The 14,118-nt window shown below is 65.9% G+C and carries 14 protein-coding genes; 11 read left to right on the forward strand and 3 right to left on the reverse strand.

Translation table 11 applies throughout. The features are described from left to right. Positions 1-123: 123 nt before the first annotated feature. A complete protein-coding gene (locus WC729_RS01975) occupies positions 124-411 on the reverse strand; it encodes a hypothetical protein (RefSeq protein ID WP_372848991.1) in 288 nt (95 codons plus the stop codon). A 615-nt stretch (positions 412-1,026) separates the two neighbouring features. Between WC729_RS01975 and WC729_RS01980 the strand changes: the two genes are divergently transcribed. The 11 genes from WC729_RS01980 to WC729_RS02030 all read left to right on the forward strand — a co-directional run bounded on the left by WC729_RS01980 (position 1,027) and on the right by WC729_RS02030 (position 11,988). Further along, the gene (locus tag WC729_RS01980) at positions 1,027-1,935 is read left to right on the forward strand and encodes a LysR family transcriptional regulator (protein WP_372848992.1); all 909 of its coding nucleotides are present in this window, start codon (positions 1,027-1,029) and stop codon (positions 1,933-1,935) included. Next, a complete protein-coding gene (locus tag WC729_RS01985; protein WP_372848993.1) occupies positions 1,932-2,417 on the forward strand; it encodes a GreA/GreB family elongation factor in 486 nt (161 codons plus the stop codon). Before WC729_RS01980 ends, WC729_RS01985 begins: the two co-directional genes overlap by 4 nt. A 23-nt stretch (positions 2,418-2,440) precedes the next feature. Continuing rightward, a complete protein-coding gene (locus WC729_RS01990) occupies positions 2,441-2,899 on the forward strand; it encodes a YaiI/YqxD family protein (RefSeq protein ID WP_372850977.1) in 459 nt (152 codons plus the stop codon). Next, positions 2,896-3,078: a hypothetical protein gene (locus tag WC729_RS01995; RefSeq protein WP_272625575.1), complete on the forward strand. Its 183-nt coding sequence runs from the start codon at positions 2,896-2,898 to the stop codon at positions 3,076-3,078. The genes WC729_RS01990 and WC729_RS01995 overlap by 4 nt, the downstream gene beginning before the upstream one ends. Positions 3,079-3,254: 176 nt before the next feature. After that, the gene (locus WC729_RS02000; protein ID WP_372848994.1) at positions 3,255-4,460 is read left to right on the forward strand and encodes an efflux RND transporter periplasmic adaptor subunit; all 1,206 of its coding nucleotides are present in this window, start codon (positions 3,255-3,257) and stop codon (positions 4,458-4,460) included. A 7-nt stretch (positions 4,461-4,467) separates the two neighbouring features. Next, complete coding sequence (locus WC729_RS02005; RefSeq protein ID WP_372848996.1) at positions 4,468-7,668, forward strand: efflux RND transporter permease subunit; 3,201 nt, start codon at positions 4,468-4,470, stop codon at positions 7,666-7,668. Further along, positions 7,665-9,095, forward strand: coding sequence for an efflux transporter outer membrane subunit (locus WC729_RS02010; protein ID WP_372848998.1), 1,431 nt, complete (start codon positions 7,665-7,667; stop codon positions 9,093-9,095). Before WC729_RS02005 ends, WC729_RS02010 begins: the two co-directional genes overlap by 4 nt. A 68-nt stretch (positions 9,096-9,163) precedes the next feature. After that, positions 9,164-9,520, forward strand: a complete 357-nt coding sequence (locus WC729_RS02015; RefSeq protein ID WP_372849000.1) for a poly(R)-hydroxyalkanoic acid synthase subunit PhaE — start codon at positions 9,164-9,166, stop codon at positions 9,518-9,520. 19 nt (positions 9,521-9,539) lie between these two features. After that, positions 9,540-10,613, forward strand: coding sequence for an alpha/beta fold hydrolase (locus WC729_RS02020; protein WP_372849002.1), 1,074 nt, complete (start codon positions 9,540-9,542; stop codon positions 10,611-10,613). Beyond that, the gene (locus WC729_RS02025; RefSeq protein WP_372849004.1) at positions 10,610-11,146 is read left to right on the forward strand and encodes an N-acetyltransferase family protein; all 537 of its coding nucleotides are present in this window, start codon (positions 10,610-10,612) and stop codon (positions 11,144-11,146) included. The genes WC729_RS02020 and WC729_RS02025 overlap by 4 nt, the downstream gene beginning before the upstream one ends. A 53-nt stretch (positions 11,147-11,199) precedes the next feature. Continuing rightward, positions 11,200-11,988, forward strand: a complete 789-nt coding sequence (locus WC729_RS02030; protein WP_372849006.1) for an esterase/lipase family protein — start codon at positions 11,200-11,202, stop codon at positions 11,986-11,988. 148 nt (positions 11,989-12,136) lie between these two features. Here the strand turns inward: WC729_RS02030 and WC729_RS02035 are convergent, their stop codons facing one another. Next, complete coding sequence (locus tag WC729_RS02035; RefSeq protein WP_372849008.1) at positions 12,137-12,487, reverse strand: phasin family protein; 351 nt, start codon at positions 12,485-12,487, stop codon at positions 12,137-12,139. Next, positions 12,487-14,028: a wax ester/triacylglycerol synthase family O-acyltransferase gene (locus tag WC729_RS02040; RefSeq protein WP_372849010.1), complete on the reverse strand. Its 1,542-nt coding sequence runs from the start codon at positions 14,026-14,028 to the stop codon at positions 12,487-12,489. Before WC729_RS02040 ends, WC729_RS02035 begins: the two co-directional genes overlap by 1 nt. Positions 14,029-14,118: the final 90 nt, after the last annotated feature.

A 14,118-nucleotide genomic window follows, 5' to 3' on the forward strand; every position in this document is an offset into this window, starting at 1 on the left:
AGTGGACTGTCACCGGAACGGGGGGTCAATTGAGTGGACTGTCACCGGAACGGAACTCAGGAGTGGAAACTTAGGGACCTATATACGTAGCTAGCCAGACAGCGAGGGGGCCGCTGCGAGACACTAGCGCACCGCCAGCTTACCGTCCTTTTCAACGATGAGAGCGGCGTCGCCATTGATGCGAATGTGCAGGCGGGCCATCTTTGCACAACGAGAATCCTGATTGATGTAGTGTTCGACCCATCGCCTCCAGATTGGCTCAGCTAACGCGGCGCGCTCTGCATCAAGATTGCTGCAATTGTGCGTGACACGAAGTTCTTTGATTTGCAGGACCCACCGGTCGCGGTCGTCCGACCCTTTTTTCTCTCGGAGTTCGCGGTAATACCGCGCCAAGGCGTCACGATCTCTCATTGCACTTCCGGCACCCCATGACCTATCCGCCTCCCCTTTCGGGGGAGAGTATCAGGCGCGAGGCGTCACTCCTAGCCGCGATGATCCTCGATAGCGACGGGCTTAAACAGCGAAGCGAGCCCTTGCGGAGTTAGGGTGCCAGTTTACTAAATACGCTAAATTTGGGCTACACCGCACACATCTTGCGATCTCCGCGAAGCGGGGATCGAGCTGTCTCTGAACCAGTCGATGCGCCGACGATGACGCGCCCGGCCTGCTGCCTATCCTTCGCCGTTTCCGAGGTGATGAGGAGTATCCATCGCCTGACCAGACTGCCGGGAGGTCGGCGCAAGAGACAGAGCAGGGCTTCGACAAGCTCAGCCCGAACGGGGAGGAGGTGATCGCCCTTTACCCTTGGGAATTTGCAGGCAGGGCGCCAGCCGTGCATGTGAGGGCTGCAATTATGCAGGGCGCGTTTCGTTCGCGATCACTTTTCGTCGTTGGGCTGCTCCGGCATCCAGCGTGCCGCCAGAGCCTCAGGCCGTTTGATGCGCGGCCCGGTGGACCCCGGAACAAGTCCGAGGTGACGGTGGGGGTGGGGTGATCGGGCGACACGACAGGAACGGGTGCGGCTGAATGTTCGATTGGGACGACCTGCGGATTTTCCTGGCGGTGGCGCGGTCGCGGCATCTGGCTTCTGCGGCGCGATCTTTGGGGATGGATGCGACGACGGTCGGCCGGCGGTTGCGGCGGCTCGGGGCGGCGCTTCAGTCCGAATTGTTCGAGGTCGAGGCCGGCGAGCGGCGGCTGACCGAGCAGGGCCAGGCACTGTTCGCGCATGCCGAGACGATCGAGAGCACCGCGCTTCATGCGCTGGGCGAAGTGGGCGGCGGATCAACCCAGGCGAGCGGGCATGTCCGGCTGAGCGTTGCCGAGGGCGTCGCGACCTGGGTGCTGGCGCCGCGCCTGCCCGAGTTCCGCAAGCGGCATCCCGATATCCGGCTCGACCTGGTCACCGCGTCCGGCTTCCTCAACCCGTCGAAGCGCGAGGCGGATATCGCGGTGATGATGGCGCGGCCGCGGCATGGCCGGCTGATCGCGGCGAAGCTCGCCGATTACCGGCTGCGGCTCTATGCCGCGACGGGCTATCTCGAGATGCATGGCCCGATCGGTTCGATCGAGGAGCTGAGCCGGCACACGCTGATCGGCTATGTTCCCGAATTCCTCTATTCGCCGGAACTCGATTATCTGGGCGAGGTCGCGCCGGGGCTGGACGCCAATCTCCGCTCGACCAGCATCAACGTGCAGTATAGCGCGATCGCCAACGGCACCGGAATCGGCGTGCTGCCCAGCTTCATCGCCGACCAGGATCCAGGCCTCACCATGTTGTTTCCCGACCAGGTCGATATCGTGCGCAGCTTCTGGCTGGTGACGCATAGCGACATGCGGCGGCTCGCACGGATCGAGGCCGTGCTTGAATGGTTGAAGGAAGCGCCGACGGGATCGTTGCGTCCGTCGATCTTTGCCCCCGGGAGGACATCATGAGCGTCGCATTCCGCCGCGAGAGCGACGAGGAGCACAGGGAGCCGAAATTCGAGCTGCCGCTGCCGCCGGGGCCGAACCTGGTGACGGCGCGCGGCCTGGCGCTGATGGATGCGCGGGTGATGGCGCTGGAGGCGGCGATCGAGGCCGAAGCCGACGATGTCGCGCGCGAGGTGCTGAAGCGCGAACTGCGCTATTGGAACACGCGCCAGACGACCGCGATCGTGGCGCCCGAGCCGAGCGGCGAGGAGGTCGCGTTCGGCACTAGCGTCACCTTCCGCCTCAACGGCGCGGTGCGCACGATCCACATCGTCGGCAGCGACGAGGCCGATCCGGCGGCGGGGCGCATCGCCTTTACCGGGCCGCTGGTGAAAGCGATGATGGGCGCCGAGGCCGGCGACCTGATCGACTTTGGCGGCGTCGGCGACGCGATCGAGATCATCGAGGTCGGCCGGCTGCCTGGCGAAGTATCTGAACGGGAGTAACAGGCCTGACACACTTTGCGACAATCCGAATCCTTGTGGATGCAGACGCATGCCCCGTAAAGGATGAGGTCTATAAAGTGGCCTTTCGCCATGAGGTGCCGGTGGCCATCGTGAGTAACTCTATCATGCGTATTCCGGTTCATCCGCTGGTCGAACGGATGGTGGTGAGCGACGCGTTCGATGCCGCCGACGACTGGATCGCCGAGCGCGCGAACCCCGCTGCCGTGGTCATTACTACGGATATTCTCCTTGCCGACCGGTGCCTTAAGGCAGGCGCCACGGTGATCGCGCCGACCGGCAAACCATTCACCACCAGCTCGATCGGTGCGGCCATCGCGACCCGCGCGATCATGGCCGATCTGCGCGCCGGCGGCGACGCGATCGGCGGGCCAGCACCCTTTTCGAAGAAGGATCGCTCGCGTTTCCTCTCGGCGCTCGACCAGGCGCTGGTGTCGCTCAAGCGCAAGGGCCGCCCGTCATGAGCCAGGACAAGTTCGAACGTCATCGTCAGCCCTGGACGAGCGACGAAATCCAGAAACTCCACACCCTCGCCAAAAAAGGCATGGCGCTCAAGGCGATAGCCAAGGCGCTGAAGCGAAGCGAGGAGTCTACCAAGGATCGCGCCAAGGCCGACGGCCTGTCTATCGCGAAGCTCCGGTAAGATATAGGATATAGGATAAACAAAGCATTTGCCTGTGCCACCGCGTACAGGAGAGGAACCAAGAGCTGAGGCGCGTTGTTCGGCACATTCTCGCGGGGGATTTCCCATCGCATTGTGCGGACACGGTCTGAAGCGATGGAGAAAGAATGACCGTGCGATCGCTTGACCCTGTGCGTATGTCTTCGCTTGCCGCGCTTGCCGCGGTGTTGCTGCTGTCCGGCTGCGGCAAGGGCGAGACGCAGGAACAGGGCGGCGGCGGGCGCCGCCGCGGACCGCAGGGCCCGCCCCAGGTCGGCTTCGTCGTCATCCAGCCGACCAGCGTGCCGATCACCACCGAGCTGGCCGGGCGCACCACGGCCTATGAGAGCTCCGAGGTCCGTCCGCAGGTATCGGGCGTAATCTATCGCCGCTTCTTCACGGAAGGTGCGCTCGTCCGGCAGGGCCAGCCGCTCTATCAGATCGACCCCAGCCTTTACCGCGCCGCGACCAACCAGGCCCAGGCCAATCTCGCCAGTGCCGCCGCCAGCGCCGAGGCAGCGCGCATCAAGGCCGATCGCTACAAGCCGCTCGCCGATATCGAAGCGGTGGCCAAGCAGGATTATACCGACGCGCTCGCCCAGGCACGCCAGGCCCAGGCCGCCGTCGCGCAGAACCGCGCCGCGCTCGACACGGCGCGCGTCAACCTTCGCTTCACCACCGTTCCCGCGCCGATCACCGGGCGGATCGGGCGGTCGCTTTACACCGTCGGCGCGCTGGTCACGACCAACCAGGCCGATCCGCTGGCGACGATCCAGCGGCTCGACCCGATGTATGTCGACATCCAGCAGTCCAGCGCCGACCTGCTCCGCCTGCGCCGCGAGCTGGCCAGCGGCGGCCACACCCCGGCCAATGCCGAAGTGCGCCTGAAGCTCGAGGACGGCAGCGATTACGGCTATGCCGGTACCGTCGAATTCTCCGAAGTAGTGGTGAGCCCCACGACCGGCACCGTCACCTTGCGCGCGCGCTTCGCCAATCCGCAGGGCGAGCTGCTGCCGGGCATGTTCGTGCGGGCGACCTTCGCCCAGTCGATCGACAATAATGCCTTCCTGATTCCGCAGCCGGCCGTGTCGCGCGACCCCAAGGGCAATGCGACGGTGTTCATCGTCGGGCCGGGCAACAAGGCGCTCCAGCGCAGCGTGACCGCGACGCGCGCGATCGGCACGAACTGGGTCGTCACTTCGGGCCTGAGCAGGGGCGACAAGGTGATCGTCCAGGGCGTCGGCAAGACCCTGCCCAACCAGGTCGTGCGGCCGGTACCGGCGAGCCAGCCGGAACGGGTCGGACCGCCCCAGGGTCGGGGCCAGGGGCAGGGCAAGACCGCCACCGGCCAGAAGCCCGGTTGATCGCCCCGTGATTTCACGCATCTTCATCGACCGGCCGATCTTCGCCTGGGTCGTCGCGATCATCATCATGCTGGCGGGCATCGGGGCGATCTTCACCCTGCCGATCGAGCAGTTCCCCGACGTGGCGCCGCCCAACGTCAACATCCGCGCCAATTATCCCGGCGCGTCGTCCGAGACGCTGGAGAACAGCGTCACCCAGGTGATCGAGCAGCAGCTGACCGGCATCGACGGGCTGCTCTATTTCAGCTCCAATTCGAACTCGCGCGGCGGCGTGAACATCAGCGCGACCTTCGCCAAGGGCATCGACCCAGACATCGCGCAGGTGCAGGTGCAGAACAAGGTGCAGCAGGCGCTGCCCCGCCTGCCCTCCCAGGTGCAGCAGCAGGGCCTGACCGTCACCAAGTCCAACCCCGACTTCCTGATGGTCGCCGCGATCTTCGACACGACCGATACGCGGACCAACCAGGACGTGTCGGATTACATGGTCTCCACCCTGCAGGAGCCGATCGGCCGCCTGGAAGGCGTGGGCGACATCAACGTGTTCGGATCGCAATATGCGATGCGCGTGTGGCTCAACCCGGACCGGCTCGCGAGCTATTCGCTCATGCCGAGCGACATCGTCTCCGCGATCACGGCGCAGAATGCCGAGGTCGCGGCGGGCGAAGTGGGCGGCGTGCCGAACAGCCCCGACCAGGCGCTGAATGCCACCGTGACCGCGCAGAGCCGCCTGTCGACGCCGGCGCAGTTCGCCAATATCGTCGTGAAGACCCAGCCCGACGGATCGACCCTGCATTTGAAGGATGTCGCGCGGGTCGAGCTGGGATCCGAGAATTACGGCATCGTCAGCCGGATCAACGGCCATCCCGGCGCCGGCATCGCCGTCAGCCTTGCGCCGGGCGCGGATGCGCTCAAGACCGCCGAGCTGGTCAAGGCCGAGATCGCCGCGCAGGCGAAGAAATTCCCGGCCGGTTTCGCCTATGATTTCCCGCAGGACGTGACTGAGTTCATCAAGCTGTCGGTCGACGAGGTGGTGAAGACGCTGATCGAGGCGATCATCCTGGTCGTCATCGTCATGTTCATCTTCCTGCAGAGCTGGCGCGCGACCCTGATCCCGACGATCGCGGTCCCGGTCGTGCTGCTCGGCACCTTCGCGATCTTCGCGATTGCCGGCTTCACCATCAACACGCTCACCATGTTCGGCCTGGTGCTGGCGATCGGCCTGCTGGTCGACGACGCGATCGTCGTCGTGGAGAATGTCGAACGCCTGATGGAGGAAAATCCGGGCATGAGCCCGCGCGACGCGACGATCGAGTCGATGAACGAGATCACCGTCGCGCTGATCGCCATCGCCCTGGTGCTGTCCGCGGTGTTCCTGCCCATGGCGTTCTTCGGCGGATCGACCGGCGTGATCTATCGCCAGTTCTCCGTCACGATCGTGTCGGCGATGGTGCTGTCGGTGGTGGTGGCGCTGGTGCTGACCCCGGCGCTCACCGCGACCATGCTCAAGCGCAAGGAGGAGCATCGCGAGAGCAAATATGAAGCGATCCGGTGGATCCAGCACCGGATGGAAGCGGCCAAGACCTGGTTCAACAGCAATTTCGAGCGCAACCAGGACCGGTACACCAGGGCGGTGGCCAACGTGGTCGACCGCAAGATCCTGTTCCTGGCGATCTACGGCGTCACCGTGGTGATCCTCGCGATCATGTTCGTGAAGCTGCCGACCGGCTTCCTGCCGACCGAGGACCAGGGCACGACGAGCATCCAGTTCAACCTCGGGCCGGGCGCGACGATCGGCAAGACTCAGCTGGCGCAGCGCGAGATCGAGAAATATTTCCTCAAGACCGAGAGCAAGAATACCGACGCGATCATGACGGTCGCCGGCGGCGGCGGCGGCGGCCAGAATACCGGGCGCGGCTTCGTCGCGCTCAAGGACTGGGCGGAGCGCAAGGGCGTGAAGAACGGCGCCGATGCGATCGCGCGGCGCGCGACCCAGGCGCTGGGTGGCCTGCGCGACGTCGAATTCTACGCGACGGTGCCGTCGGCGGTACGGGGTCTCGGCCAGTCGGCCGGTTTCCAGATGGAGCTGCAGAATACCGGCGGCCTGAGCCGTCAGGACTTCAAGGCAGCGCGCGACAAGCTGCTCGCTGCGGCGCGGGCTGACTCGTCGCTTCAGGCAGTCCGCCCGACCGACCTGCAGGATCAGCCGACCTTGAAGGTCGATGTCGACCCGCAAAAGCTGAGCACGCTCGGGCTGAGCCAGGCGGACGTCAACGCGACGCTGTCGACCGCCTGGGGCGGCCGTTACGTCAACGACTTCAACGATCGCGGCCGCGTGAAGCGCGTCTATGTCCAGGGCGATGCGCCGTACCGCGCCGCGCCTGACGACATCGCCGCCTGGTACGTTCGTGGATCGACCGGCGAGATGGCGCCCTTCTCGTCCTTCGCCAATGTCACCTGGGGCACGGCCCCTTCGTCGCTCAGCCGGTTCGGTGGCTTCTCCTCCTATGAGTTACAGGGCCAGGCAGCGCCGGGCGTCAGCTCGGGCGAAGCGATGGCGCGCATGGAAGAGCTTGCCGCGCAACTGCCGGGCACGAGCGTGGCCTGGGCCGGCCTGTCCTATCAGGAGCGGCTGTCCTCGGGCCAGGCGCCCTATCTCTACGCGCTTTCGCTGCTGGTCGTGTTCCTGTGCCTTGCCGCACTCTACGAAAGCTGGACGATCCCGATCGCGGTGCTGCTGATCATTCCGCTCGGCCTGGTCGGCGCGGTGTTCGCGGTGACCTTGCGGGGCCTCGAGAATGACGTGTTCCTGCAGATCGGCCTGCTGACCACCATGGGCCTGGCGGCGAAGAACGCGATCCTGATGATCGAGTTCGCCGAACAGGCCGAGAAGCAGGGCAAGCGCGTGATCGAGGCAGCGCTGGAGGCGGCCCGTATCCGTCTCCGCCCGATCCTGATGACCAGCCTTGCCTTCATCTTCGGCGTGCTGCCGCTGGCCATCTCGACCGGTGCCGGGGCGAACAGCCGCGTCGCGATCGGCACGGCGGTGATCGGCGGCATGCTGACCGCGACGATCCTGGCGATCTTCTACATCCCGCTGTTCTTCGTGCTGGTGCGCCGCGGCACGCGCAACGTGCTGGCGCATCTGCACCACGAGCATCCGGCGCCCCCTGCCCACCCCCCCGAACAGCCTGAGGGGGAGAAAGCATGATGCGCCGGTTCGTCCTGCTGCTTGCGGCTACTTCGCTAAGCGCCTGTTCGATGGCGCCGACATATGTGCGGCCCGACGTGCCGGTGCCGCCATCATGGCCGGTCGGCGATTCCTACCTGAAGCAGAGCGAGGCCGCGCTGCCCGCCGTCACCTATCGCGACATCTTCCGCGACCAGCGCTTGCAGGCGCTGATCGAGCAGGCGCTGACCAACAATCGCGACCTGCGCATCGCGGCGGCGAACATCGCGGCGGCGCGCGCGCAATATCGCATCCAGCGCTCCGAGCTGTTCCCGGCGGTCGGCGCATCGGCCGGCGTTACCCATTCGGACAATGGCAATGGCGCGGGCGACCGGACGAATTTCTCGGTCGATGGCGGGATCACGGCGTTCGAGCTCGACCTGTTCGGCCGGATCCGATCGCTGAGCACCGCTGCGCAGAACAGCTATTTCGCAACCGAGGCGGCGGCGCGGGCGACCCGCCTGACCCTGGTCGGCGATATCGCCAGCGCCTGGCTGACCTATGGCGCGGACAAGAGCCTTCAGGCGATCGCGCAGGATACGGCGAAGAGCGCGGAGCAGAGTGTCAAGCTGACCCGGGCGCGGCTGGAGGGCGGCATCGCGCCGCGCACCGACCTGCGTCAGGCCGAGACGGTGCTGGCCACCGCTCAATCCGACCTTGCGCAGCAGACCACCAATGTCGCGCAGGACATCAACGCGCTGCGGCTTCTGGTCGGCGCGCCGATCGACCCGACCCTGTTGCCCGGATCGATCGAGGAAGCGGGCAAGACCGTCGCCGAGCTGCCGGCGGGGGTCGATTCCGGCATCTTGCTGCGCCGTCCCGATGTGGTGCAGGCCGAATATCAGCTGCGCAGCGCCAATGCCGAGATCGGCGCGGCGCGCGCGGCGCTGTTCCCGCGCATCTCGCTGACCGCGGTGCTGGGGCTGGCGAGCGGGGCGCTGGGCGACCTCTTCAAGGGCGGGTCGTTCAATTACTCGACCGGCGCCAATGCGAGTTACTCAATCTTCAACGCGGGCGCGGGCCGGGCGAATGTCCGCCTGTCCGAAGCGCAGCGCGATGCGGCGCTGGCCGGCTATGAGAAGGCGATCCAGACGGCGTTCCGCGAAGTCTCCGATGCGCTGGCGCGGCGCGGCACGATTGCCGATCAGGTTCGGGCCGGCGAAGCGCTCGCCTCTGCTTCGGCCGACAATTACCGGCTGTCCGACGCGCGGTATCGCGGCGGCATCGATACCTTCCTGAACAGTCTCGACGCGCAGCGATCGCTCTATTCGGCGCGGCGGCAGCTGGTGTCGACCCAGCTGACGGCGGCGACCAATCTGGTCACGCTCTACCGCGTGCTGGGCGGGGATTCGACGCTGGATGCTACGGCGGCGGGGCCGACGCCGGTGAGTGGCACGACCGGCAACTGATTGCTGCAGCGATGCTGCGCGGCAGGCTCGCTTGACGGATGGTGAAAGCGGGTAAAGGATGTGCCCGCATGACGACCACACCCGATCCAGGCGCGTTTTTCCGCGAGATGCTCGGCCAGTGGGAGCAGATGGCCAACCAGTTCGGCGGCCAGGTGATGAAGTCGGGCGAATTCTCGCGCGTGATGCAGGGCGCCAACAGCGCGACGATGACCGCCCAGGCGGCCGCGCACCAGATGATGGACAAGGCGCTCGCCGCCGCCAACATGCCGAGCCGCAGCGAGGTGGAGGATCTTTCCGCGCGGGTCAGGCGGATCGAGGACTCGGTCGGGCGGATCGAGGCGCTGCTGATGGCCCAGGCCGGGATCGCGCCGCCGGAACGGCCCAAGCCGAAGCGCACCCGCAAACCGCCGGGCAAACCGGCTTGAGCGTGTCGCAGCGCTGACCATGGCCGAGCAAAACGCCCCCGACCTGTTCACCCAGGCCAGCACGGCGTTCGACCGCGCGCTTCAGCGCAACTTCAAAGGCCTCGATTATTTCGCCTCGCCCGCGCCGGTGCTCGGGGCCAGCCCCAAGGACCTGCTGATCCAGCGCGGCACGATGAACCTGTACCATTATCGCCCGATGACCGACGAGGTGTACCGGGTGCCGCTGCTGCTGGTCATGGCGACGACCAATCGCGGGTACATCTTCGACATGGTGCCCGGGCAGAGCCTGGTCGAATATCTGCTCAAGGCCGGGTTCGACGTGTTCATGATCGACTGGTCGCCGCCGCGTGCCGACGAGAAGGGCCTGACGCTCGCCGATTATGTGCTGGATTTCCTGCCCGACGCGGTCGCGCGGGTGCAGCAGGAGACCGGCGAGGACGAATTCACAATGGTCGGTTATTGCTTCGGCGGGGTGCTGTCGCTCCTGTGGGCGGCGCTGCACCCGGACGCGCCGATGAAGAACCTCGTCACCTTCACCACGCCGGTCGACTTCTCCAAGATGGAGATGTTCCAGGCCTGGGCGGACAAGCGCTTCTTCGATGTCGACCGACTGGTCGATACGTTCGGCAATTGCCCGGCGGATTATCTCTACACCGCGTTCGACATGCTGCGGCCGGGCGCGCGGATCGCGGGGAATATCCGGCTGATCGACAACCTCTGGAACGAGGAATATGTCAAATCCTTCCGCATGTTCGACCGCTGGGCGAGCGACACGCTGCCGCTCGCGGGCGAATATTTCCGCGAGACGACCAAGAAGCTGATGTGGGGCAATGAGCTCAACCATGGCACGATGGAGGTGGGCGGCAGGCCGGTCGATCTCGGCAGGATCACCGCGCCGTTCCTGCACGTCACCGCCGAGCACGATCATATCGTGCCGTCCGAAGCCTCGGCGCCGCTGATCGACAAGATCGGATCGCTCGACAAGGAACAGGTGACAATGAAGGGCGGCCATGTCAGCCTTGTCGCCGGCGGCAATGCGATCAAGCGGCTTTGGCCGAAGCTGGTCGACTGGTTGGGGGAGCGTTCGGTTTGAGCCATCACATCAGGCGCTTCGCACCGGGCGACCGCGACGCGATGCTCGCCTTCGCCAATACCCTGCCCGAGCATGACCTGCTGTTCCTGGGCCGCGACCTGAAGCATCCGCGCGTCGTCGATGCCTGGCAGTCGGCGATCGAGGAAGGCTGGATCGACAGCCTGATCGCCGAGGATGGCGGGGCGTTCGTCGGCACCGCGGCGTTGGTGCGCGATCCGCTGGGGTGGAGCGCGCATGTCGGCGAGATCCGGCTGCTCGTTGCGCCGGGCAAGCGTGGATCGGGCATCGGGCGCGACCTGCTCGAGGCGATCTATGCGGTGGCGATGGAGCGCGGGCTCGAGAAGCTGACCGCGCAGATGACGCCCGACCAGATCGGATCGGTGATGCTGTTCGAGAGCCTGGGCTTCCGCGCCGAAGCGCTGCTGAAGGACCATGTCCGCGACCGCGACGGCAAGCCGCACGACCTTGCCATCCTCGCGCATGATGTCGCGCGGGTGTCGGCGCACCACCGCGCGTTCGGGTTGGATGAATGAACCATATTGCAATGCAGCGGGTTTAGACTGCACGCAGAAGGAAGGATGACCGAATGACAGCAGTTCAGGCCGACGAGATACGGCCGCCTTCAGCGCTTCTGGCTTTTACCGAGCTGCCGCGGGCGCTGGCCGAGTTCGGCTCGCTCGGGCTGGCCGCCCCGATCCTCGCCACCGCGCCGCGCGGCGACGGGCATCCGGTGATGGTGCTGCCGGGCTTCGTGACCAGCGACCGGTCGACCACGGTGCTGCGGCGCTTCCTGAGCAACCTCGGTTATGATGCGCATGAATGGGGGCTCGGTCGCAATCTCGGACCCAAGGCGATCGGCTATGAGGGCGAGAAGCTGGTGGAGCGGCTGCGCCAGATCCATGGGGCGACCGGCCAGAAGGTCAGCCTGGTCGGCTGGAGCCTGGGCGGCGTGATGGCGCGCCAGTTATCCCGCCGGGCGCCCGAGGCAGTGCGGCAGGTGATCTCGCTGGGATCGCCCTTCACCGGCACCCCGCGCGCGACCAATGTGTGGCGCGCCTATGAGGTGCTGACCGGTCAGAAGATCGACGATCCTTCGGTGCGCAGCCAGATGCGCGAGAGCGAGGAAGTGCCGCCGGTGCCCTCGACTGCGATCTATTCGCGCGAGGACGGGGTGGTCGCGTGGCAGAACTGCATCGAACCGCGCGGGCCGGAGACGGACAATATCGAAGTGCATGGCAGCCATTGCGGGCTCGGGGTGAACCCGGCGGTGCTCTACGCGATCGCTGACCGTCTGGCCCAGGCGGACGGGGAATGGCGGCCGTTCGAGCGCAGCGGGCTGAAGGCGCTGGTCTACCCGTTTGCGGGGCATGCGTAGCTTTTGGCTCCTCCCCGGCACGGGGAGGGGGACCAGCGAAGCTGGTGGAGGGGGGGGCTTCCACAAACGGTACTCTCGTGGTGAGCCCCCTCCACCACCCGCCTGAAGAAGGCGGGCGGTCCCCCTCCCCGTGCCGGGGAGGAACAGGTCAGTCCTTGCCCTTCAGCGGCTGAACCGCGTCACGGCCGATCTGCATGATGAGTTCGCCGATCTCGCGGGCCTGAGTCATGCTGCGGCTGCCCTGGTCGCGCAGATAGTCGCCCTGGACCTTCATCACTTCGGACAGATCCTTGGCGGCAGCGGCAGCGCGCAGCGCGGCGAAGGCCTGGCGGGCGTTGCTTTCGGCCTGGTCGATCAGCTTCATGCTGACGGTCGATCCGCCTTCGGCAACCTTGGCGCCCGATGCCTTCATCGCCTCGCCGGCCTTTTTCGCGGGATCGACGATCTTCTCGTTGATCGTGTCCTTGACCTTTTCCGTCGTGCTCTTCTTGTCCGCCATCACTTCGCTCCTTTGCGGGGTACCGGTTTGCGCCCGGCTGCGGCCGGCTTCATCGCCGGTTTGGGTTTGGGTTTCGCTGTCGCCCTTGGCCTGGGCGGGGCTCTGGGTTTTGCTGGTTCCGTTCCGCCGAGTGTCGCCGCCTTCAACGCATCAAAGGACAATTGGAGCGCCGCCGCGTATTTTTCCGGGTCGGGCATCATGTCGCGGTCGGCGGTGAAGGAGATCGCGATGGTGTCGCCATAGGAATAAACCGGGTTGATCAGGCCCATGGAGTCGAAGACCGGGGCCGTCCCGTAGCTCGCCAGCATCTTCGCGCCGCAGAAATAGAGCGGGACGCGCGGGCCGGGCACGTTGGTGACGACCGTGTTGAACACCGGTGCGTGCGTATTGGCGGCACCCACCCTTGTGTAGAGCCGCGCGGCAAGCCCGGCGAGGCCCGAGGGGATGAGCTGGCTGTAATCGGCGAGGCTGCGCGCGCCGACGGCGTTGGTCATCGCCTTGGAATTGACTGCTTCGTCATGGACATATTTCAGCCGTTCGAGGGGATCGGCGATGTGCGTGCCGAGCGGGATGACCATCGCCGAGACCAGATTGCCGAGCGCTGCCTTCTCTCCTTCCCCGCGCACCGAGATCGGCGCCATCGCGGTCAGCGATTCCTTGGGCAGCTCGTTCTTGTCCTCCAGATAGGTACGCAGACCGCCACCGACGATGGCCAGGATCACGTCGTTGACCGTCGCATCGGGCACCGCGTTCTTCATCGCGCGAATATCGGCCAGCTTGAACGGCACTGCGTCGAACACCCGGTGCGGCGAGACCTTGCCGTTGAAGCGGGTCTTGGGTGCCATCTTGGTGTTCGACAGGCTGACTTCGCCCTTGCCGACGGTCGCGGCGAGCTTGGCCATGCCGGGGAGCGAGCGGCCGATCGTCTCGACCACGCGCATCGGCTGGCGCAGCGAGTTGAAATAGCTGCGGGTGAGCAGGTCGGCCACATTGGGCATATGCTCGGGCTTCCATTCGTCCGCTTCCTTGGGCGGCGTCATGGTCGCGTCGAGATCATGGACGGCGGTGGACATTTCGACGCCCGACATGCCGTCGACCGCGGCGTGGTGGACCTTCGACACCAAAGCGAAGCAGCCGGGGGGCAGGCCTTCGACATTGTCGAGGCCCTCGATCACGGTGAATTCCCAGAGCGGCTTATTGAGGTCCATCGGGCGCGAATGGAGCCGCGCGACCTGGATGCAGAGCTGGCGCCAGTCGCCGGGCTTGGGCAGCGCGATGTGGCGGACGTGGAATTCCAGGTCGAACTCCGGATCCTCGATCCAATAGGGATGGTCGAGATCGAACGGCACCCGCACGAGACGCTGGCGGAAGCTGCGCGCGCCGGAGAGGCGGGAGCCGATGAAATTGAGGACATCCTTGAAGCGGACGAACCCGCCGGGCGCGGTGGAGGGATCGTAGATCGCGACCGAGCCGATATGCATCGGCGTGTGCGGGGTCTCCAGATAGACGAACGACGCGTCCTGGCCCGATAGTTGAAGCATCTCTTTCTCCCTACTCCTCCCCGGCACGGGGAAGGGGACCAGCGAAGCTGGTGGAGGGGGGCTTCCGCAGGCGGTACGCCCGTGGAAGCC

It is taken from the genome of Sphingomonas sp. (assembly GCF_041661825.1).
GTDB lineage: Bacteria > Pseudomonadota > Alphaproteobacteria > Sphingomonadales > Sphingomonadaceae > Sphingomonas.

Excerpts from the sequence above, each read along its gene's own strand:
- WC729_RS01975 (WP_372848991.1), bottom strand. The coding sequence starts at position 411 with ATGAGAGATCGTGACGCCTTGGCGCGGTATTACCGCGAACTCCGAGAG.
- WC729_RS01980 (WP_372848992.1), top strand. The coding sequence starts at position 1,027 with ATGTTCGATTGGGACGACCTGCGGATTTTCCTGGCGGTGGCGCGGTCG.
- WC729_RS01985 (WP_372848993.1), top strand. The coding sequence starts at position 1,932 with ATGAGCGTCGCATTCCGCCGCGAGAGCGACGAGGAGCACAGGGAGCCG.
- WC729_RS01995 (WP_272625575.1), top strand. The coding sequence starts at position 2,896 with ATGAGCCAGGACAAGTTCGAACGTCATCGTCAGCCCTGGACGAGCGAC.
- WC729_RS02000 (WP_372848994.1), top strand. The coding sequence starts at position 3,255 with ATGTCTTCGCTTGCCGCGCTTGCCGCGGTGTTGCTGCTGTCCGGCTGC.
- WC729_RS02010 (WP_372848998.1), top strand. The coding sequence starts at position 7,665 with ATGATGCGCCGGTTCGTCCTGCTGCTTGCGGCTACTTCGCTAAGCGCC.
- WC729_RS02015 (WP_372849000.1), top strand. The coding sequence starts at position 9,164 with ATGACGACCACACCCGATCCAGGCGCGTTTTTCCGCGAGATGCTCGGC.
- WC729_RS02020 (WP_372849002.1), top strand. The coding sequence starts at position 9,540 with ATGGCCGAGCAAAACGCCCCCGACCTGTTCACCCAGGCCAGCACGGCG.
- WC729_RS02030 (WP_372849006.1), top strand. The coding sequence starts at position 11,200 with ATGACAGCAGTTCAGGCCGACGAGATACGGCCGCCTTCAGCGCTTCTG.
- WC729_RS02035 (WP_372849008.1), bottom strand. The coding sequence starts at position 12,487 with ATGGCGGACAAGAAGAGCACGACGGAAAAGGTCAAGGACACGATCAAC.
- WC729_RS02040 (WP_372849010.1), bottom strand. The coding sequence starts at position 14,028 with ATGCTTCAACTATCGGGCCAGGACGCGTCGTTCGTCTATCTGGAGACC.